20 protein-coding genes and 2 pseudogenes are annotated in these 18973 nt (G+C 66.7%); 9 read left to right on the top strand and 13 right to left on the bottom strand.

What is annotated here, in order from left to right:
- Positions 1-3 precede the first annotated feature (3 nt).
- Together NG1_RS39260 and NG1_RS39255 are read left to right on the top strand one after the other, a co-directional pair.
- The gene (locus NG1_RS39260) at positions 4-273 is read left to right on the top strand and encodes an SDR family NAD(P)-dependent oxidoreductase (protein WP_373686190.1); all 270 of its coding nucleotides are present in this window, start codon (positions 4-6) and stop codon (positions 271-273) included.
- Positions 251-670: an SDR family NAD(P)-dependent oxidoreductase gene (locus NG1_RS39255; protein WP_373686189.1), complete on the top strand. Its 420-nt coding sequence runs from the start codon at positions 251-253 to the stop codon at positions 668-670. The genes NG1_RS39260 and NG1_RS39255 overlap by 23 nt, the downstream gene beginning before the upstream one ends.
- Positions 671-827: 157 nt before the next feature.
- Here NG1_RS39255 and NG1_RS23720 read toward each other — a convergent pair whose 3' ends face one another.
- From NG1_RS23720 to NG1_RS23700, 5 genes are all read right to left on the bottom strand, one after another.
- Positions 828-1376 (bottom strand): hypothetical protein, encoded by a 549-nt coding sequence (locus NG1_RS23720; protein WP_062974241.1) that lies wholly within the window; start codon positions 1374-1376, stop codon positions 828-830.
- 352 nt (positions 1377-1728) lie between these two features.
- Positions 1729-2295 carry a DUF6325 family protein gene (locus NG1_RS23715; protein ID WP_174554917.1) on the bottom strand — a complete coding sequence of 189 codons (567 nt, stop codon included), beginning with the start codon at positions 2293-2295 and terminating at the stop codon, positions 1729-1731.
- A 182-nt stretch (positions 2296-2477) separates the two neighbouring features.
- Positions 2478-4961, bottom strand: a complete 2484-nt coding sequence (locus NG1_RS23710) for a beta strand repeat-containing protein (protein WP_062974237.1) — start codon at positions 4959-4961, stop codon at positions 2478-2480.
- Positions 4962-5143: 182 nt separating this feature from the next.
- Positions 5144-5887 (bottom strand): IPT/TIG domain-containing protein, encoded by a 744-nt coding sequence (locus NG1_RS23705; protein WP_062974235.1) that lies wholly within the window; start codon positions 5885-5887, stop codon positions 5144-5146.
- Between the two features lie 403 nt (positions 5888-6290).
- The gene (locus NG1_RS23700; protein ID WP_062974233.1) at positions 6291-6701 is read right to left on the bottom strand and encodes a DoxX family protein; all 411 of its coding nucleotides are present in this window, start codon (positions 6699-6701) and stop codon (positions 6291-6293) included.
- A 328-nt stretch (positions 6702-7029) separates the two neighbouring features.
- Here NG1_RS23700 and NG1_RS36895 point away from each other — a divergent pair.
- Positions 7030-7176: pseudogene (locus tag NG1_RS36895) on the top strand (IS256 family transposase); the annotation flags it as partial.
- A 329-nt stretch (positions 7177-7505) separates the two neighbouring features.
- On the opposite strand, the gene folE reads toward NG1_RS36895, so the two are convergent.
- From folE to NG1_RS23685, 3 genes are read right to left on the bottom strand one after another with little or no spacing between them, the layout of a single operon-like run.
- The gene (gene folE / locus NG1_RS23695) at positions 7506-8102 is read right to left on the bottom strand and encodes a GTP cyclohydrolase I FolE (RefSeq protein WP_062974231.1); all 597 of its coding nucleotides are present in this window, start codon (positions 8100-8102) and stop codon (positions 7506-7508) included.
- A 3-nt stretch (positions 8103-8105) separates the two neighbouring features.
- A complete protein-coding gene (locus tag NG1_RS23690) occupies positions 8106-8522 on the bottom strand; it encodes a hypothetical protein (protein WP_062974286.1) in 417 nt (138 codons plus the stop codon).
- A 34-nt stretch (positions 8523-8556) separates the two neighbouring features.
- Complete coding sequence (locus NG1_RS23685; RefSeq protein WP_062974284.1) at positions 8557-9069, bottom strand: DUF2231 domain-containing protein; 513 nt, start codon at positions 9067-9069, stop codon at positions 8557-8559.
- Positions 9070-9197: 128 nt separating this feature from the next.
- Between NG1_RS23685 and NG1_RS23680 the strand changes: the two genes are divergently transcribed.
- Positions 9198-9890 (top strand): helix-turn-helix transcriptional regulator, encoded by a 693-nt coding sequence (locus NG1_RS23680; protein WP_062974230.1) that lies wholly within the window; start codon positions 9198-9200, stop codon positions 9888-9890.
- A gap of 389 nt (positions 9891-10279) precedes the next feature.
- Here NG1_RS23680 and NG1_RS23675 read toward each other — a convergent pair whose 3' ends face one another.
- On the bottom strand, positions 10280-10912 hold the full coding sequence (locus tag NG1_RS23675) for a hypothetical protein (protein ID WP_157114188.1): 633 nt from the start codon (positions 10910-10912) through the stop codon (positions 10280-10282).
- A 278-nt stretch (positions 10913-11190) separates the two neighbouring features.
- A complete protein-coding gene (locus tag NG1_RS23670; protein WP_062974226.1) occupies positions 11191-11580 on the bottom strand; it encodes a winged helix-turn-helix transcriptional regulator in 390 nt (129 codons plus the stop codon).
- Positions 11581-11730: 150 nt separating this feature from the next.
- Here NG1_RS23670 and NG1_RS23665 point away from each other — a divergent pair, with 150 nt between their 5' ends.
- Positions 11731-12588: an alpha/beta hydrolase gene (locus NG1_RS23665; RefSeq protein WP_084499134.1), complete on the top strand. Its 858-nt coding sequence runs from the start codon at positions 11731-11733 to the stop codon at positions 12586-12588.
- On the opposite strand, the pseudogene NG1_RS35865 reads toward NG1_RS23665, so the two are convergent.
- Positions 12547-12702 (bottom strand): annotated as a pseudogene (locus NG1_RS35865) (thiolase family protein); the annotation flags it as partial. The gene NG1_RS23665 and the pseudogene NG1_RS35865 overlap by 42 nt on opposite strands.
- Before the next feature lie 12 nt (positions 12703-12714).
- Entirely contained in the window at positions 12715-14232 is a 1518-nt protein-coding gene (locus tag NG1_RS23660; RefSeq protein ID WP_084499133.1) for a sugar transferase, read from the bottom strand.
- Between the two features lie 449 nt (positions 14233-14681).
- On the opposite strand from NG1_RS23660, the gene NG1_RS23655 reads away from it, so the two are divergent.
- Genes NG1_RS23655 through NG1_RS23640 form a run of 4 tightly spaced genes read left to right on the top strand, consistent with a single transcriptional unit; the run spans position 14682 to position 18422 of the window.
- Positions 14682-15965 carry a class I SAM-dependent methyltransferase gene (locus NG1_RS23655; protein ID WP_062974224.1) on the top strand — a complete coding sequence of 428 codons (1284 nt, stop codon included), beginning with the start codon at positions 14682-14684 and terminating at the stop codon, positions 15963-15965.
- Positions 15962-16735: a sugar phosphate nucleotidyltransferase gene (locus NG1_RS23650; protein WP_062974221.1), complete on the top strand. Its 774-nt coding sequence runs from the start codon at positions 15962-15964 to the stop codon at positions 16733-16735. Before NG1_RS23655 ends, NG1_RS23650 begins: the two co-directional genes overlap by 4 nt.
- Positions 16732-17382: a PIG-L deacetylase family protein gene (locus NG1_RS23645; RefSeq protein ID WP_062974219.1), complete on the top strand. Its 651-nt coding sequence runs from the start codon at positions 16732-16734 to the stop codon at positions 17380-17382. The genes NG1_RS23650 and NG1_RS23645 overlap by 4 nt, the downstream gene beginning before the upstream one ends.
- Before the next feature lie 5 nt (positions 17383-17387).
- On the top strand, positions 17388-18422 hold the full coding sequence (locus tag NG1_RS23640; RefSeq protein WP_062974280.1) for an NAD-dependent epimerase/dehydratase family protein: 1035 nt from the start codon (positions 17388-17390) through the stop codon (positions 18420-18422).
- Here the strand turns inward: NG1_RS23640 and NG1_RS23635 are convergent.
- On the bottom strand, positions 18400-18963 hold the full coding sequence (locus NG1_RS23635; protein ID WP_062974217.1) for a dTDP-4-dehydrorhamnose 3,5-epimerase family protein: 564 nt from the start codon (positions 18961-18963) through the stop codon (positions 18400-18402). The two genes, NG1_RS23640 and NG1_RS23635, sit on opposite strands and share 23 nt — an antisense overlap.
- Positions 18964-18973 lie beyond the last annotated feature (10 nt).

The raw sequence follows: 18973 nt of genomic DNA, 5'->3' as shown, positions 1-18973 counted from the left end.
CGCGTGCTGCTCGGAGGATCCGTTCGCGGTTGCGTGCTGGGCGCCCGGCGCACCGACCGGCTGGAACGGCTGGTCGCCGAGATCGAAGCCGCCGGTGGGCAGGCGGCCGCCGCGCGGGTCGACGTCACCGATCCCCAAGACCTCCACTCGCTCGTCGCCGTGGCTATCGAGCGCTTCGGGCGGCTGGACGTTCTGGTGGGCAACGCCGGGATCAGCAAATCAGCCCTATCGCCGACCTGGACGTCGAGGGATGGTCGGCGATGGTCGATGTGAACGTCAAGGGAGTTCTGCACGGTATCGCCGCAGCGCTACCGGTGTTCAGGGCGGTGGTCACCTGGTCACGGTCCTGTCGGTTTCCGGCCTGAAAATCGTCCCCACACAAGCGGTGTACGCCGGAACGAAGAACGCAGTCCGCACTCTCCTGGAAAGCTTGCGACAGGAGAGCACCGACGGCGTGCTGCGGACGACATCGATTTCCCCGGGCCTGGTCCGCACCGAGTTCATCGACCATGCCATCGACGATCCGGCATTGCATGAACATGTCACGCAGAACATGGCCGATCTCGGCATCGTTGGCGGCCGAGGAATACGCCTTGTCCGCCAGTACCCGGTCCGGACGCACGCGTGCCCGGCCGCGGACCGCGGCGCGGTACGCGAATGCTATTCGTGAGCCTGGCAATCGTGAACAGGAACGACGGCAGAAGGTTGAGCTGAACAGTGACTACGACGAGCTGTTCGTTGCAACCCCGATATGAGACCACCTCTTCTACGCCCTGCGCAGCATAGGCACTACCTCGACCTATCGAGCCCACGCCGAGCTGCCGGTATCACCCCACGATCTGACTCCACCCGTCCTCGAGGTAGCGCACCAGGCCGCTGAAAAATCCGTTCACCTGACCTGCCTGCTGGGGCGTATCCGTCATCAGTGTTGTGAGGAAGCCGAATTCCTTGTTCAGCACCTCGATAAGAAGGTCACTGACCGCCTGGAATACGGAGAGGATCGCCTGCTGCCAGTCGGGGTGCTGGTTGCCGAGGCTTTTGAGTTTTGCCACGGTCGAGTCCTGCAGCTGATGGAACTGGGTTTGGGCGCTGTCCATCAGTTGACTGATCAGGTTCTCGAACTGTTCGCGTGAGATGTCACCGGCGAGGACGCGCTGAGCGTAGGTGTACGCGGCGGCGCCGGTGTGGCCGAGCTGCTCGAGCATGCCGGTCTCGGCGGGTTGAACGGCGTCTTTGACCTCCTGCGGAACATTCGCCGCTTTGACCTCGGGGATGTGCGTGGAGGACTCCGCCGAAACTGTGCCGTCGCTTGCGTTGCGGCGCTGGGCGATGGTGTCGAGCAGGGTGGTGAAGTTCTGTGAATCGGTCCTGGTCATTGCCCCTCCAACAAGATCGTGCACTGGGCCTTGCCATCGACGACACGAACCCGGCCAGATCATCCGAGATTCCCGAGCCGTGTCGCGCTGAGCCGGTCGAACGAGTCAGCGCACACGGCAGACCCGTACAGTGGCTCCCACCTATACGTGGTGCTCAACCACAGGTTATGAGCACCTCCCAGGGGCATGGATCACCTCTAACGGGTGAAAACCCCCAGGGATGTCGGAGAACCGATTCGATTCTCAACACCCGCCGTTGGATGGGTGTTCTCGCTGGGATGCGGTGGTGGTTCGAATCGCCGTGGCCCTCGGTCTCGAGCCCGGCAGTGGCCGCGGGGTGCGGGTGGTCGTGTTACCCGAGGCTGGTGTGAGCTGCGGCGATGTGCCGGGTTCGTTCGGTGATCGCGTGTGCGGTCCGGCCGCTGTCGGCCGCGACGGCGACGCCGCTGGTGGCCAGCAGTCCTGGTGTGTCGGCCCGCGCGCCGAGAATCATCGACGCCACGGACGGGTTCGCCTGGCATGAGTTCGGGCACCGCATCTGGAGATGAAGGGCGAGCTCGCCACCGGACCCGGCGATCTGATCGGCGATCGCGCGGGTCCAGGTCTGCTCGTAGACGACCACGACCGCCGAGGTGGCCACCGGCATCGCCCCGGCCACCGCTGCCAGGTCCTGCTCGGTGAGCAGGCCGAGAGCCTGCACCCGCACCCCGGCCAAGCCGATCTCCTCGAGTTCGTCTCCGACCTCGACTCGCCGCAGGTAGCCATTGGCGTCCTTGGCGAGATAGACCAGATCCAACACGGTGACATATCCACCCTCGACGACACCCGACAGACCCGCCCGGACGTGCTCGCTCACGCGCGCACCGGGGAAGGTGAAAACCACCACCTCCACCGGACCCAGGTTCGATGACTCGGCCATGGAACCATCGTGAGTGGGCGCTGCGGCCTCCACCTCACCTGTCGCGGATGAAGCAGTTGTTCCCACCGGGGGCTGCCTCACGGGCGGCGGCTGCTGGACTGCAGTGTTCCGTGCGCGGTGCACTACGTTGCGTTGGCCATGGGCAGCAAGACATTCCGCCCTGCCACCAGACTCCCAAGTGGTCAGATGGCGGGTGGTGAGACTCGGGTGTAGGTCGCTGCTGAGCTGGTGCCGCCTGGGGTGGTGACGGTGAGGTTGGTCGGTCCGGCGGCCCCGGGTGGGGCGTCCGCGACGACCAGGGTGTCGGAGATGACGGTGAACGCAGCCGGTGTGGTGCCGAACCGCACGGTGGTGGTTTGGGCCAGGTTGGTGCCGGTAATGGTAACGGTGTTGCCGCCGGTGGTGGGTCCTTGATTCGGGTTCAGGTTCGTGATGGTGGGTGCGGTCAGATAGGTGTAGGAGACACTGTTGCTGACGCCGCCGGGTGTGGTGGCGGTGACCTGCACCGTCCCGGCGGCTGCCGTAGGGGCGATGGCGGTGATCTGGGTGTCGGAGACCACCGTGAAGGCAGTCGCGGCGGCGGTACCGAACTTGACCGTGGTGGCGCCCAGGAGGTGGGTGCCGGTCAGAGTGATGGTGTTTGCGCCGACGAGTGGCCCCGAGCTGGGTGAAATGCCGGTAAGGGCTGGAATGTCGAGGTAGAAGTAGGAGCTGGGCAGTGTGGCCGCGCCACCGGAGGTGGTGACGGTGATATTCACAGCGCCAGCGGTTCTCGGCGGAACTGTCGCGGTGATTTGCGTGGGCGAGACGACGGTGAACGAGGCAGCCGCCGTGGCGCCGAAGGTCACCGCCGTGGCGCCGGTGAGGTTCAGGCCGGTGAGGGTGACCGTGTTGCCGCCCGCGGTGGGCCCTTGGTTGGGACTCACGCCGCTCAGCGAAGGCACCGCGACATAGGAGTAGGAGATCCCGTTGCTGGTACCCCCAGGAGTGCTGACGGTCACTTGCACCGTCCCGGACCCTGGTGGCGCGACGGCGGTGACCTGCGTTGGCGAGACGATGGTGAACGACGCCGCGGTCGCCCCGAATCGGACCGCGGTGGCCGTTGCCAATCCCGTGCCGGTCAGAGTGATCGTGGTTCCCCCGGCCGTCGGACCCGAGTTCGGAGTAAGGGAGGTGAGAGCGGGGACGGGGATGTAGGTGTAGGAGACACCGTTACTGGTCCCGCCGGGCGTGGTGACAGTGACCTGCACCGTCCCAGAGCCGGGTGGCGCGACGGCGGTGATCTGGGTGCTGGAGTTCACGGTGAACGAGGTGGCCGCGGTGGCGCCGAAGGTGACCGCTGTCGCGCCGGTGAGATTGGTGCCGGTGAGAGTGACCGTGGTTCCCCCGGTCGCTGGACCCGAGTTCGGAGTAAGGGAGGTGAGAGCGGGGACGGGGATGTAGGTGTAGGAGACACCGTTGCTGGTCCCGCCGGGGGTGGTGACAGTAACCTGCACCGTCCCAGAGCCGGGCGGGGCGACGGCGGTGACCTGAGTACCGGAATTCACGGTGAACGAAGTAGCCGCAGTGGCGCCGAAGGTGACTGCCGTGGCGCCGGTGAGATTGGTGCCGGTGAGAGTGACCGTGTTGCCGCCCGCAGTGGGCCCTTGACTGGGACTCACGCCGCTCAGTGAAGGCACCGCGACGTAGGTGTAGGGGACGCCGTTGCTGGTGCCGCCGGGGGTGGTGACAGTAACCTGCACCGTCCCAGACCCCGGCGGGGCTACAGCGGTGACCTGAGTGCCGGAATTCACGGTGAACGAAGTAGCCGCGGTAGCGCCGAAGGTGACCGCTGTCGCGCCGGTGAGATTGGTACCGGTCAGAGTGACCGTGGTTCCCCCGGCCGCCGGACCCGAACTCGGGGTGATGGAGGTGAGGGTCGGGACCGCGACGTAGGTGTAGGAGACACCGTTACTGGTACCGCCAGGAGTGGTGACAGTAACCTGCACCGCCCCCGACCCCGGCGGGGCTACAGCAGTGACCTGAGTGCCGGAATTCACGGTGAACGAAGTAGCCGCGGTAGCGCCGAAGGTGACCGCTGTCGCGCCGGTGAGATTGGTACCGGTCAGAGTGACCGTGGTTCCCCCGGCCGCCGGACCCGAACTCGGGGTGATCGAACTCAGGGTCGGGACCGGGATGTAGGTGTAGGAGACACCGTTACTGGTGCCACCCGGGGTGGTGACGGTGACCTGCACCGTGCCGGAGCCGGGTGGCGCGATGGCCGCGATTTGCGTGGCCGACACGACGGTGAAGGAGGTGGCCGCGGTAGTGCCGAAGGTGACCGCGGTGGCGCCGGTGAGGCCCGTGCCGGTGAGGGTGACGGTGTTGCCGCCGGTGAGTGGTCCTTGACCGGGATTCACGCCGCTGAGCGTGGGCACCCCGGCGTAGGTGTAGGGGACGCCGTTGCTGGTGCCGCCCGGGCTGGTGATGACGGTGACCTGCACCGTCCCCCCTCCCGGTGGGGCGATGGCGGTGATCTGCGTGCTGGAGTCGACGGTGAAAGTCGTTGCCACCGTGCCGAACCGCACACTGGTCACGAAGCTGAACCCCGTGCCGGTGATCGTGACATTGTTGTTCCCCGCGGTGGGTCCCCCGGTCGGGGACAGGGAGGTGATGGTGGGGGCCATGAGACATGCTCCTTCACAAGCGGACCACGGCCCCCGCCCAGCCGTGGCAGGATCTTCGGGCAAGGCAACTCGCGGTGCCGACGGGGATCCGGCCCCCAGGCAGGCAGATGGTGGCTTGCCTGCCCCGGGGGCCGGGCGGCGCGGTCATCCGATGACCGCGCTGCGCCGCGCGGATGACCAGGTCAGATACCCGGTCCGGCGACGTAGGTGAAGGCATCGGTCCCGGTGACGCTGCCTCCGCTGGTGGTCACCACGACATCGACGGCACCAGCGGTTCCCGGCGGGGTGACCGCGGTGACCGAGGTGTCGGCGATGACGGAGAACGGTGCCGCGACACCGTCGAAGGTGACCGACTGGGTGGTGGTCAGGCCGGTGCCCGGAATGGTCACCGCGGTGCCGCCGGAGGTCGGACCCGAAGCCGGGGACGGGGTCCCGATGGTGGGCGCGTCGACATAGGTGTAGGACAGGCCGTTGTTGGTGCCGCCGGCGGTAGTGACGCTGACACCCACCGGCCCGGCCGCCGCGCCCGCGGGCACGGTCACCGTCAACGTGCCGTCGTTGACCACCGTCGGGGTCGCGGAGTTGGCGCCGAACGCCACCGCGGTGGCCGTGGACAGGCCGGTCCCGGTGATGGTCACCGTGTCACCGCCCGCGGTGACACCGAAAACCGGGGACAATGCGGCCTTGAACGGCGCCCCGACATAGAAGAACGACAGCGGGTTGCTGGTCCCCCCTGGAGTGGTCACGGTCACCGGGACCGTTCCCGCTCCGGAGGGAGAGATGACGGTGACCGACGTGGCCGTGTTGGCGGTGATGGTGGCCGACTTGGAACCGAAGCGCACCGCGGTGGCGCCCGCGAGGTTCGTGCCGGTGATGGTGACCGTGGTCCCGCCCCCGGTCGACCCCTGATTCGGTGAAATAGGCATAACGCAGCCCTCCTAGCTGATGATGCTCCCCGAGCGATTACTCGGATTCGGTTGCGGGCCCGCACCTTCCATTAACTCGCACCATCAGCCCTCGGGCCAGCGTTCCACTGTCCGATTTCGTCCGTTCTCCGACACCCGCCGGGGAAGCGCGGGCAGCGAATGCGCTTGCTGTGGTGATGGTTTCGGGTGTGCATCCGACCGCTGCACCTGGTCACCACACCCGCAGCCAGCGCTGGGCCGAACTCTGCGGCCCATCCGGCGAAACTAGGGGATGCGCCCTGCTCCGCCACCCGGAGGAACACTTTCATGCGGCGCGGAATGCCTGCGACCGCTCGATAAGCGGCATTATCGCTCGCTTGTACTCAACTGTTGCCCGAGTGCGGCCGAGTGGCCCGCACCGTGCTCAACGCGGGCAAATCGGCTCGGTTCCCTGGGCTTTGCGCGCTTCGGTGATGAGGGGGATCTGCCAGAACAACTGGATGATGCCAGCGATCTTGACGGCCCGGGTTTTGGTGTCGCTGTGTAGCCAGTCGACGGCCATCTGGATCTTGGCCGGCATGACGGCGATGAAGAATATCCGCGCGAGGAAGGCGGAGATTCGGCGGGTTCGCGGAATGGCCAGGCCGGTGCCGACACCGAGTGCAGCTGCTCCGGACACGCGAGTGTACGCGCGTGGATTGCCCGGCAGCACAGGCGGAATGATGCCATCGAAGAACCTCGGGGCGATGAAGTGGAGACTCCCGCCTATCAGCAGTACCGCTGAAAGGCGCAGCGCCGCCCGGCCTGGCACGGTGGTTCTGCTTTCGGTGGACATCCTACGACTCCCATGGCTCACAGCTGACTCCGGATGGTGGGCGGTGTTCACGACGTCGATCGTTTCAGGGGCAGAAGGGGGCGGGCCGCTGGTTGTCCGGCCGGTCGATTCCCGGTCAATGGATCGGAAGATGGACGGTCACCCGGTCTCTCGCGAGGTGTCCGCGAGCCGGCAGGCCTGGGCCTCCAGCAGCGAACGCACGAACCCCAGGTGTGCCGGCAGTGCCCGATCCCATATCGTCCGCGCGCCCGGGTTCAACCGAAATCGCAGGACGCCCCAACACAAACCCCTCGTCATGACGGGTGTTGCATTGACCCCTTGAACCTAAGCAGCGCTGAAATGCCTGTATCTGGTGACTCGTTCGCTCGACCCGACCGGCGCCGGTCGGGCACGATGGACGATGCGCTGGAAGCCCGCGGTCAACGCGTTCGCGATCACCTTCGCCGACCGCTGGCCCGACGCCCGAACCTACTGAGAGAAACCGCCGGAAACACCTTTAGCGAGATAGTCCCACCGCCTGCGATGCCAGCAGCGCGGGCGGGTGTCCGGCAGGGTGGACTGGACAGAGCTTTTCGCGTGGTTGCGTGGTTTTCTGTCCAGTCGCTGGGTCGATGTCACTACATGGGCATGGTCGGGAACATCATGTTCCACATGTTGCGCGCCATGTCCACGATCTGCATCAGCATCGGTGACATCATCATGTTCATCACCTCCTGACCCATTGCTGAGCAAATTCTGTTTCCTCCCGCGACCGCGGGAGCTACGGCGGGTTCGGTGGCGCTCGCGGCCATGTGGGGGTGGGCATCAGGGTGCGATTCCGGTGAGGGAGAGGAATTCCTGGCGGGAGCGGGCGTCTTCACGCAGGGTGCCGAGCAGTGTCGAGGTGACGGTGGTGGTGCCGGTGGCTTGCACGCCGCGCAGGGTCATGCAGGTGTGTTCGGCTTCGATGACGACGCCGACGCCTTGGGGTTGCAGGTGTTCGGCGAGCCAGTCGGCGACCTGTTTGGTGAGTCGTTCCTGGACTTGGGGGCGGCGGGAGAAGTGCTCGACGATGCGGGCGAGTTTGGATAGTCCGAGGATGCGCTCCCCCGGCAGGTAGCCGACGTGGGCGACGCCGACGAACGGCAGCAGGTGGTGTTCGCACACCGATCGCAGCGGGATGCGGCGAGCCAGCACGAGTTCGTCGTAGCCCTCGTCGTTGGGGAAGGTCGTCAGGTCGAACGGGCGTGGGGTGAACAGTTCGGCGTAGGCGCGGGCCATTCTCCCCGGGGTGGCATGCAGGTGTTCGTCGTCGAGTCCGACACCGAGCGCGGTGAGGAACTCACCAGCCGCGCGTTCGGCGGCGACCAGGTCGATGGTGTTGACCGGTTCGTGGATGACGCGTAGAGCAGGGCGTGACACGGGCTAGCTCCCACCGACGCCGAGAGCGGTCAGCAGCACCAGCACAACGGTGACAACGGCGAACACACCGTGCCCGCCGACGACCGCGATTGGAAAGTGTCGTTCGGCCGGGGGATCCTGCGCTGTGGTGGTGCGGTCGCGGTAGACCGGAAGCCACCTGGCCAGCATGGTGAATCCGAGGAGGGCGACCGGCACCAGCAGTGCGAACGCGGTCCAGGCCAGCGCGTCGGAGTCGGCGACCAGATACGCGATCCAGACGACGAGCCCGGCGACGGCGAGCAGGAAATGACCGAACACCACCGGCGGTGGCAAGTGGGTGGTAGCCGGTTGCCGGGTTCCGCCCTTGGCGATCCACGTGCCCAGCAGGACGAACCCGCCGGCGGCAGTCAACAGCCAGGTGATCAAAGCCGCGATGCCCATCATGTGCTCCTTGTAAGTACGGATGGAAGGACGTTCAGTGCCGGAATCCTGCGGCCTGGGTGGTTTCGTCGGCCACCCGGACGCCGTAGTGGTATGCCAGTTTTCCGCCGAGGTAACCGGAGACGGCCAGCGCGGCCACACTCGCCACCGACAGCGCCACCGGCCCGGCCGGTACCGGACGGTGCAGGTCGTCGATGGATCGCCGCCACAGAAAATCGGCGGCGAAGGCCACGGTGACGGCCAGGTTCAAGCTCATGTGGAGCAGGCCGGTGCGGAACGCGGGGGTGCCGGTCGGGATCCCCAGTAGATCCAGGAAGCCGACCGCCGCGGCGGCCAGCGCGCCCAGTACACCGATCGCGATCAGCCACTGCGCGCCTTCGGCCAGGAACGCCGGGTCTGCCACCACGTGGGAGGCGAGGTCGAACACCACGCTCGCGACCCACGTGCCGATCGGGACCGTCACCAGGATCGGGTGGAACGGGTGCCCGTACGGCCCGGTCAGCACCGCGCTCACCGGCTGCTTGCCCTGTTGCGGTTCGCCGCTCATCACACCCTCCACATCGAGTCGAGTATCGACAAAAATTATTGGCGTAATTGAGTCTGAGGTCAACCCAGAGCATGTGATGGCGGGATGCGAGTGTTTTCACCTACTTCGATAAGCGTTATTGTGATCGGGTGACCAACGAAGCGGCGATCGGCGCCGTCGCGGTTCTCGAGGACGATTCGCGGCGCGGGATGTACTGGTTCATCCGGCGAGCACGTCGGCCCGTCACCCGGGACGAAGCCGCCGCCGAGGTGGGGATCTCCCGCAAGCTGGCCGCGTTCCATCTGGACAAGCTGGTCGACGCCGGACTGCTGCGCGCTCGGTACGAGGCAGTCGGCGGCGTTCGCCGCGTCGGGCGCGCCCCGAAGGTCTACGAGCCCACCGATACCGAGGTCCGGGTGAGCATTCCCGAACGCCGCTACGAGGTGCTGGCCGAGATCCTGATGGGCGCCGTGCTGAGCGAGCGCGAGGACGAAACCGCGCGCGAGGCGGCGATGCGGGTCGCGCGGCGACGCGGCGAGGAACTCGGTGGCGCCGAGCGGGAACGGGTCAAGCCCGGCCGGCTGGGAGCCGAGCGCGCGCTGACCCTGATGCAGGGCGTGCTCGCCGAACACGGCTTCGAACCCAGCCGCGAAGCCCCGACTTGCGTGCGACTGCGCAACTGCCCCTTCCACCCGCTGGCAACCACCGCCCCCGACCTGGTGTGCGGTCTCAACCATGCCTTCTGCTCCGGCATACTCACCGGGCTCGGCACCGACAGCGTCCACGCGGTACTCGCGCCACGGGACGGCGAATGCTGCGTCGAAGTGCGTGGGACAACCTGAACCGCACCGCACGACACCGCCCATGGCCGTCGCCCTCGCACAACCCGGCGACGTCCTCGTCGTCGCCGGCCGCGGACACGACCCCGTACAAACATACGGCGCCGTGACACTCGCCTTCGACGACCGAACAGAACTACGACACGCCCTGCGAAGCGCCCCGGCAAAGGTGCTGCCACCTCGCCGATGAGCCCACGCGAATCAAGAGCCACGCCGTCAGCTGAGGCCGTATCCGATTCCGAACGTGATGGCGAGCCATCTGAGGAACATGTGGAGGCCGACGCCGAGATCGAGGCCGAAGGGGCCCATCGATCTCATCTCCTTCCGAGATCCAATCTTCTGCGGTTCCCCCACCTGTTCATGATCTTATCGCTGGTCACAACCTTGCCGCATCATCGATCGGCGCCGATATGAGGCTGGTGGGCGCGGTCGGTGGCGCGGGCGCGGCCGAGGGGGAACGGGAGGGTGATGGGGTCGCCGGGGCGGTGGGCCTCGATGAGCGCGAGGTGTGGTGTGAGGCCGGTCAGGCCGGTGAGGCGGGCTTGGCTGTAGGGGGTGCCGACGAGCAGGACTTCGACTTCGCAGTCGCGCACGGTATCGGTCGGTAGCGAGCGGTCGAGGGTGGCCGCGATCGTCGTGACCGGTTCCAGGCCGCGGTCGAGATGGCTTTCGCCGGCGTCGGAGGGTTCGTAGATCCAGGTGAGGACTTCCGGGCCGGAGCATTCCCCGAGAAAACTCCAGCCGCGTACTCGCATCATGATGTCCAGCCCGGCGAACACCCGCATGTCCGCCGCGGGCACGGGGTGACCGCAGGGTGTGCCCAGCGCCTGCATCACCGACGACGGCGGGTATCGGCGATGCCAGATGTGCGCGCGCATCGCCTCGACCCACGCCGCCTCGCCACGCGGTGAGCCCCAGGTCACGTCCCCGCCGGATCGGCTGGCACGGCGGCGGGTCGGCTTCTTCTTCGCACCGGACATGGGCGCCCATGCTTGCAGCCCGCCGACCCGCACCCCAGCAGACACGCCCACCTCGCGTCGCTGTATCTTCCGGCGCGATCGCCCGCGCACGACCCGTAGGGCGAGTGGGTTCACCTGTCGGGCTGTTCGCTCGAGGAGCGGGCGCCGAGACCGGGGTTGAGCAGCAGTAGCAGAAGTCGGCCAGGCGGGCTGGTTTTCCCGGTGCCGCTGGGCCCGGTCACCGCCGCGCAGGCGCCGCGGGCGAAGATGGACGTGCGGCCGTCGGCGCCGTGGACACACTGTCGGTCAGCACAGGCGGCAAGACGCGCGGGGCCGGTTCCGCACTAGGTGGACGTGGCGTCGACGCGTGTGTCGTATTCGGCGCGGGCGGCGTCGATGTGCGCCAGGTGCGTAATGCTCCACTCCAGCAGGGGTAGGGCCGCTGCGCGCAGACTCGTGCCCATCGGAGTGAGTTCGTAGCTGACGTGGGGTGGCATGACATTGCGCACCGTCCGGGTCAGGATGCCGTCGCGTTCCAGGGCGCGCAGGGTGACAGTGAGCATGCGCTGGCTGATTCCGTCGATATCGCGCTTGAGTTCGCTGAACCGGCGTGGCCCATGACTGAGGTGTCGCACGACCAGCAGTGACCACTTGTCCCCGACGATGTCCAGCACTTCCCGTGTCCGGCACGCATCGTCGTGGCTCTGCGGCGGCCTGCCCGCTGTGGCGGTCATGGTTACCTCCTGGGAACCGAGGCACCGAAAAGTGCCTTATTGCCCGGTCTATGTCCAGCGCACCACACTGATCGTGGTTCCCAAAGTGTACCGAGGTATGAAAAGTAACTACCGGCGTCGGTGCGCTACCGCACGTCGAAAAGGACGATCATGTCAATTTTTCTACTGGTCCACGGCGCCTGGCACAGTGGTAGCTGCTGGCAGCGAGTGGTACCGCTGCTGGAATCGGCCGGGCATCAGGTGCACGCGCCATCGCTGACCGGCTACGGCGACAAGGCGAATCTTCTCGGCTCCGACGTGGGGCTCGACACCCACGTCGCCGACGTCATCGAGCTGATCAAAGACAAGGACCTCACGAATGTGGTCCTCGTTGGGCACAGCTACGCGGGATTGGTCATCTCCTCGGCCGCCAACCAGATTCCCGACCGCATCGCGCACCTGGTGTATCTCGACGCGATGGTCCCCGAGGACGGCGAGACCGCGGTCGACGTCCAACCCATGAGCCAGCACCTGATCGACCTCGCCGTAAGCTCGGGCAGCGGCTGGCGCATTCCCCCGCTGCCGGAGCAGCCAGCGCCTTTCGGCCTGTTCGGGGTCACCGACCCGGCGGACATCGCCTGGCTGCGCACGATGCTCTCGGATCAGCCGGTACGTTGCCTACAGCAACCGGCCCACTTGGACAACCCTGCCGTGCACGCGATCCCGCGCACACACATCCACTGCGTCGGCGCTACTCCAGCGGGCATCACCCGGCGAGCCGTTCCCGCGATACAGCCCAACGGTTCCGCTGCGCAGGTGTGGGAGTTGCCGACCGGCCACGACTGCATGATCACCATGCCGGCCGAACTCAGCGAACTGCTGCTGAAGCTCGGCCGTTGGCAACTGGTTGTCAACGAGCCGGCCGATGGGCGGGACCGGACTCCGGTCATCGGCAAGGCTCATCGACTCCATACCCCCGGCCACGACACCTCGCACCGCCGGACCGGACGAATTGGTCGGCCAGGATGATTGCCTCGACAGGCATACCTTGTTGAAGTTCAACACCGGTGTGCTCATGGGGATCCCCGCTGCCGCCTGCCGCGCCGGGATCTGCCCAGCGCCGGCGGTCAGCACCTGCCCCATGATCAGGGGGCTTCAGTACGCTCCGTCACCCCGGGCCACGACACCGACCGTGCGCGCGATCAGCCGCAGGTCCATCCGCATGGACACGTTCTCCACGTAGGACAGATCGAGCCGCACCGCGTCTTCGAGTGGAAGGTCCGACCGGCCACTGACCTGCCACAAGCCGGTCAGCCCTGGCTTCACCAACAGGCGTCGGCGCGTCATGTGGTCGTAGGTGTCGACTTCCCGCCGAACCTGCGGTCGCGGCCCGACCACGCTCATGTCGCCACGCAGCACGTTGAGGAACTGCGGCAGCTCGTCGAGACTGTACTTGCGCAGGAATCGCCCGACCGGCGTGACGCGGGGGTCGATCTTCATCTTGAAGAAGACCGGGTTTCCACCCTGCTGCGCGATCAAAGCTTCGGCATATCGGTCGGCATGCTCGTGCATACTGCGAAACTTGATCATGCGGAAGGGCAGGCCGTATCGGCCGATGCGTTCCGACAGGTAGAAAACCGGGCCGCGGCTGGTAGTCTTCACAGCGATCGCGATCGCGAGGAACACCGGCAGCAGCAACAGCAGGCACATCGTCGCGAAGCCGATGTCGAAGGCCGTTTTGCTGACCGACCGAGCCCGCTCGTACTGCGGTTCGGCGATGTGCATCATCGGCATTCCCGCGACCTGCCGATTGGTGAGCCGGGATATGGCGATGTCGATCGCCCCTGGCGCCAGCATGAACTCGACTCCCAGCGCGTCGAGTTCCCACGCCAGCCTGCGCAGCTCGGTCGGCCCGAGATGCCGGGTGGGACCGATGGCGACAGTGTCGGCGTGGGTGTGCAGGACCGCTCGCAGCACGGCGCTGTCGTCACCGACGACCGCCACCGTGCCGCCGGCGTACGCCAGCGGCGTATCGCCTGATTGCCCACCAGGCACGCAGGCACCCACCACGTTGTACCCGGCACCCGGGTCTGTGGCGAACGCCGCGGACATCGCGGCGGCCGCTTCGGCCGTACCGACCACGAGTACGGCCGAACGATGGCATCCCCGGCGGCGTGCCCTGGCAAGCTGGTGGCGCCACCACAGTCGTCCACCGACCACCGCGAGCACACCCGCCGGAAAGGCGATCGCGAGATATCCTCGGGCGAACTTGATTTCGAGTGCCAGTGACGTGAATGCCAGTACGCCGAACAGGTGCATCGTCGCCGACATCAGCCGCCGGAATTCCTCGACACCGCTGCCGACCAGCTGCGGCGCACGGCTGCCCGCACTACCGAGGATCGCGAACCAGCCCACGACCAGCGCCCCGGAAACCATCGTGTAACCGACCCGATACGGCCCCTCCCAGGCCAGCGGCGGAGCGCCGCCCCCATTGAAACGGATCAGCTGCGCACTCCCCACAGCGATGGATACGGCGGCGAAATCGGTGATGGCGAGATGGCGTACGTACTCCGATCGCCAGGCCTTGCGGGTCGAGACGGTATCCGGCGGGACCGCGAAGGATCGTGGGATTTCGGCGGTCCCAGTCCATTCCGGGACAGCCTTCGATTTCATCAAGAAAACACCCCTCCTGGGGCAACGGTGGAATTGCTACCTGATCCGGAGATCGTCTTTCCCGGCAGCGTCCCGACCGCCTCTACCGAGCGCTTCATCGGCATTTGATCGGCAAGTGTCACAACGTCTCTCGCCGATCAAATGTATGCGCGAAGCAGCGTGATCGGGATGTTAACTGATCCGAATCCCCCCGGCGACCGATCTCGATACCCATCTGGAATAACACCATGAAGGTGAATATGTAATGTGCCCTATATCACAGTTTGTAACGCGGATGTGTAATCCATCCGATATTGCCGTCGGTACGCTGACGGTCGCGACAGTGCGGCCCGTACCACGAATGACGTTCTCGTCGCGCGCATCTCGTGATACGCCGGGCAGCTCATGCTCCGTGCGCCGCGACAGGCGGTCCGACGGGGCCGGGACGTTTCGAGCAAAGGATCGGATCTGTGCGCTGTCGACTCTGTGACTCCGGCAGACTGTCCAGCGTTGTGGATCTCGGCGCCACGCCGCCGTGCGAATCGTTCCTCGCCGCCGACCAGCTCGACCTGCCCGAGCCGACCTACCCTTTGCATTTGCGGGTGTGCGCCGACTGCCTGCTGCTGCAGATTCCGGCGCTGATCACACCGGAGGAGACCTTCACCGAATACGCCTACTTCTCCTCCTACTCCGACAGCTGGGTCCGCCACGCGGGCGAGTTCGTCGACACCGCGGCCGCCCGGCTGGGGCTGGGCAGGGACTCCTTCGTGGTGGAGGTCGCCAGCAATGACGGATACCTGCTCCGCCACGTCGTAGACCGCGACATCCGATGCCTGGGCATCGAGCCCTCGGTCAACGTCGGAACAGCGGCTCGCGAGTCGGGCGTACCCACCGAAACCACCTTCCTCGACGAGGATTCGGCTGGCCGGATCCGTGCCGAACACGGCCCCGCGGATCTTGTGGTCGCCAACAACGTCTATGCCCATATCCCGGATCTGCGCGGATTCACCCGTGCGCTACGCATCCTGCTGGCGGACGACGGCATGCTGACCATCGAGGTGCACCATGCGCTGAACTTGGTCGGACTCGGCCAATTCGACACCATCTACCACGAGCATTTCCAGTACTACACCGTGCTTTCGGCGCAACGTGCGCTCGCTGTCGCGGGATTGACCGTGGTCGATGTCGATCAGCTGCCGACGCACGGCGGGTCGATCCGGCTGTGGGTGCGGCCCGATGCCGCCGTGGCGGCGGTGAGCGACCGGGTGCGGGACGTGCTCGACCTCGAGCGGTCTGCGGGACTGCACTCGGCGGACGGCTACACATCGCTGCGCCGGCGCACCGAGTCCGTGCGGCATGAGCTGCTCGGGTTCCTGCTCGACTGCCGACGCCGGCGCAAACGCGTCGTCGGATACGGTGCGCCGGGCAAGGGCAACACACTGCTCAACTATTGCGGGATCCGGCCCGACCTACTCGAGTACACCGTCGACCGCAATCCCTACAAACACGGCAGATTCACGCCAGGAACGCGAATCCCGATCCACCCGCCGTCGCGGCTCGACGCCGATCGTCCGGACGTGGTCGTGGTGCTGCCCTGGAATCTCGAGCACGAGATCACCGCACAGCTGCGGCATGTCGCCGAGTGGGGCGGCCGGCTCGCTTATCCCTTGCCCGAGCTGCACGTGGTCGACCCGGCGTCCCCGGCCCCGACCGTGCCGGCCGGAGCCGAGTCGAAAGGAAACCGGCGCCGATGAAAGTCGTCCTGTTCTGCGGTGGCTACGGCATGCGCATGCGCGGCAGCACCGATGACATGGTGCCCAAGCCGATGCAACTCGTCGGCCCCCGCCCCTTGCTCTGGCACGTGATGCGGTACTACGCGCACTACGGTCACACCGAATTCATCCTGTGCCTCGGATACGGCGCCGAGCACATCAAGAATTTCTTCCTCGGCTACCGCGAGTCGGCCTCCAACGACTTCGTGATCCGCAACGGCCGGGTCGAATTGCTCGGCAGCGATATCGACGACTGGACGATCACCTTTGTCGATACCGGCGTGGAGTCGGCCATCGGCGAGCGATTGCGCCGGGTGCGTGAGCACCTCGGTGACGACCAGTACTTCCTGGCCAACTACGCCGACGTCCTCACCGACGCTCCCCTGGACGAGATGATCACCCAGTTCCACGCTTCGGGGGCCGCGGCATCTCTGCTGGTGGTGCCACCCCAATCGTCGTTCCACTGCGTGGACCTCAGTGCTACCGGCGAGGTCAAGGACATCGTTCCCGTGGCGCGTATGCCCCTGTGGGAGAACGGCGGCTACTTCGTGCTCGGCCGGGAGATATTCGACCTGCTGCCACCAGGTGGCGATCTGGTGGAAGACGCCTGCGGGACGCTCGCGGGCCAGGGCCGGTTGTTCGGCTACCGCCACGACGGATTCTGGAAGCCGGCAGATACTTTCAAGGAGCGCGCCGAACTCGATGCGGCCTACCGCAGCGGACACCGGCCATGGATGGTGTGGGAGCAGTGATCGCTCTGCTTTCCCCACGGCCCGCCGAGATCGCCCTGCTCGGCGCGCACTGCGATGACATCCCGATCGGCATGGGAGCCACGCTGCTGTCGCTGACCCGTGCCCATCCGGGTATGCGGGTGCGCGCGCTGGTCCTGTCCGGCGCAGGCACCGAGCGCGAACGAGAGGAACGGGCAGCGCTCACCGCCTTCTGTGCGGGACGGACACCGGAGTTGACGGTGCTCGACGTCCCGGACGGACGCGCGCCGGCGCACTGGGATCGGATCAAGACGGCCGTAGCGGAGTTTCGCCGTGCGGGTGAACCGGACCTGGTGTTCGCCCCGCAACCGGGCGACGCGCACCAGGATCACCGCACGCTCGCGAAGCTGGTGCCGACCGAGTTCCGCGACCACCTGATCCTCGGCTACGAGATCCTCAAGGCGGAGGTCGACACACCGGCGCCGACCGTATTCCACCCGGTCGACGCGGAACTGGTCCAGCGGAAATCACAACTGTTGCACCGGCATTACCCGTCGCAGACCGGTCGCGACTGGTTCGACGAAACCGCGTTCCTGGCGTCCGCGCGGATCCGCGGCGTGCAGTGCCGCACCGAGTACGCCGAAGCCTTCGTGGTGGACAAGGCCGTCATCTCATGGGAAAAGGAGTGACAACGATGCGAGTCCTGGTCACCGGGCATCAAGGATACCTGGGCACCGTCATGGTTCCGATACTGCAAGCCGCCGGGCACGAGGTCGTCGGGCTCGACACGGGCTGGTTCGCCGACTGCCTGCTCGGTGAGTTCGCCGGCGACCCGGAGGGCCTGCGCCTCGACCTGCGATCGGTGGAGATCGACGCCTTCCGCGGCATCGATGCGGTCGTCCATCTCGCCGCGCTGTCCAATGATCCCCTGGGCGCGCTCGCGCCGGAAGTCACCCACGAGATCAACCATCGCGCCTCGGTGCGTCTGGCTCGGCTCGCGAAAGAAGCCGGTGTGTCCCGGTTCCTGTACGCCTCCACCTGCTCGGTGTACGGTGCAGCGGGAGACGAACTGGTGACCGAGTCGGCGCCGCTGCGGCCGATCACCCCCTACGCCGAGTCGAAGGTGCGCGTCGAAGACGATGTCGCGGCGCTGGCCGACGACGACTTCGTTCCCGTCTTCCTCCGCAATGCCACCGCGTTCGGATTCTCCCCTCGTCCTCGCGCCGACATCGTGCTCAACAACCTCGTCGGATACGCCGTGCTCACCGGTACGGTCAAGGTGCTCTCCGACGGCACGCCCTGGCGGCCGCTGGTCCACGCCCGCGACATCGCGGCGGCCTTCGAACGCTGCCTCACCGCACCGGCGTCGGCCGTCGCCGGCCAGGCGTTCAACATCGGCACGGAGCGAAACAACCTCACCGTGGCCGAGATCGCCGAGTCGGTGGTGGCCACCGTGCCGGGGTCGCGACTGCTGATCACCGGGGAGACCGGCGCCGACCCCCGCTCCTACCGGGTCGACTTCTCCGCCGCCCGCGCAGTGCTCGGTTTCGAGGCGCAGTGGTCGGTGCCTGACGGCGCCGCCGAACTCTACCGCGAGTACACCGAGCGTGGCCTCACCCGAGATGCCTTCTCCCAGCGATTCACCCGGCTCGCGCGGCTGCAGCGGCTGCGTGCGTCCGGCGCTCTGGACCCGCGACTGCGTGCGGTCACCGCGCCGGTGACAGGATAGCCCGCAGATGGCTCCATCGTCCGGCGTTCGCGTCGCGATCCGACACCGCCGTCACCGGCAGCGGCCAGGCGATCGCCAAGTCCGGATCGTCGAAGGCGACGCCGAGATCCTCGGCAGGATCGTGCGGCCGATCGATGCGGTAGCACACATCGGCGGTGTCGGTGAGTGCTTGGAATCCGTGCAGAAAGCCCGGTGGCACGTACAGGTGCCGGAACTCCTCGTCGTCGAGCCGGAACGCCTGCGTCCGGCCGAACGTCGGCGACGACGGCCGGATGTCGACCAGCACGTCATGCACCGCGCCGTGTGCGCAGCGGACCAGTTTGGCCTCCCCGCGCCCGGACCGGCCGTGCATGCCGCGCACGACCCCGCGGCGCGACCGGGACTGCGAGTCCTGCACGAAACCGGCCGAGATCCCCGGAATCCCCAGATAGGAGTCGAATTCCGCGGCATCGAAGGTCCGGGTGAACAGGCCCCGGTCGTCCCGGACGGGCGCTGGGACCAGCACCACCACGTCGACCAGGTCGGTCTGCTCGATACGCACACCGACATCG

Origin of the sequence: Nocardia gamkensis NBRC 108242 (assembly GCF_001612985.1) — a bacterium.
GTDB classification, from domain to species: domain Bacteria; phylum Actinomycetota; class Actinomycetes; order Mycobacteriales; family Mycobacteriaceae; genus Nocardia; species Nocardia gamkensis.
Note: the sequence above shows the minus strand (reverse complement) of the source record. Positions and strands in the feature narration are given on the sequence as shown.

What these genes read in the sequence shown, in the direction of transcription:
- NG1_RS23720 (WP_062974241.1), bottom strand. Translation starts at nt 1,376, where the DNA reads ATGACCAGGACCGATTCACAGAACTTCACCACCCTGCTCGACACCATC.
- NG1_RS23690 (WP_062974286.1), bottom strand. Translation starts at nt 8,522, where the DNA reads ATGGGCATCGCGGCTTTGATCACCTGGCTGTTGACTGCCGCCGGCGGG.
- NG1_RS23685 (WP_062974284.1), bottom strand. Translation starts at nt 9,069, where the DNA reads ATGAGCGGCGAACCGCAACAGGGCAAGCAGCCGGTGAGCGCGGTGCTG.
- NG1_RS23705 (WP_062974235.1), bottom strand. Translation starts at nt 5,887, where the DNA reads ATGCCTATTTCACCGAATCAGGGGTCGACCGGGGGCGGGACCACGGTC.
- NG1_RS23700 (WP_062974233.1), bottom strand. Translation starts at nt 6,701, where the DNA reads ATGTCCACCGAAAGCAGAACCACCGTGCCAGGCCGGGCGGCGCTGCGC.
- NG1_RS23650 (WP_062974221.1), top strand. Translation starts at nt 15,962, where the DNA reads ATGAAAGTCGTCCTGTTCTGCGGTGGCTACGGCATGCGCATGCGCGGC.
- NG1_RS23715 (WP_174554917.1), bottom strand. Translation starts at nt 2,295, where the DNA reads ATGGCCGAGTCATCGAACCTGGGTCCGGTGGAGGTGGTGGTTTTCACC.
- NG1_RS23670 (WP_062974226.1), bottom strand. Translation starts at nt 11,580, where the DNA reads ATGACCGCCACAGCGGGCAGGCCGCCGCAGAGCCACGACGATGCGTGC.
- NG1_RS23660 (WP_084499133.1), bottom strand. Translation starts at nt 14,232, where the DNA reads ATGAAATCGAAGGCTGTCCCGGAATGGACTGGGACCGCCGAAATCCCA.
- NG1_RS23710 (WP_062974237.1), bottom strand. Translation starts at nt 4,961, where the DNA reads ATGGCCCCCACCATCACCTCCCTGTCCCCGACCGGGGGACCCACCGCG.
- NG1_RS39255 (WP_373686189.1), top strand. Translation starts at nt 251, where the DNA reads ATGGTCGGCGATGGTCGATGTGAACGTCAAGGGAGTTCTGCACGGTAT.
- NG1_RS23640 (WP_062974280.1), top strand. Translation starts at nt 17,388, where the DNA reads ATGCGAGTCCTGGTCACCGGGCATCAAGGATACCTGGGCACCGTCATG.
- NG1_RS23665 (WP_084499134.1), top strand. Translation starts at nt 11,731, where the DNA reads ATGTCAATTTTTCTACTGGTCCACGGCGCCTGGCACAGTGGTAGCTGC.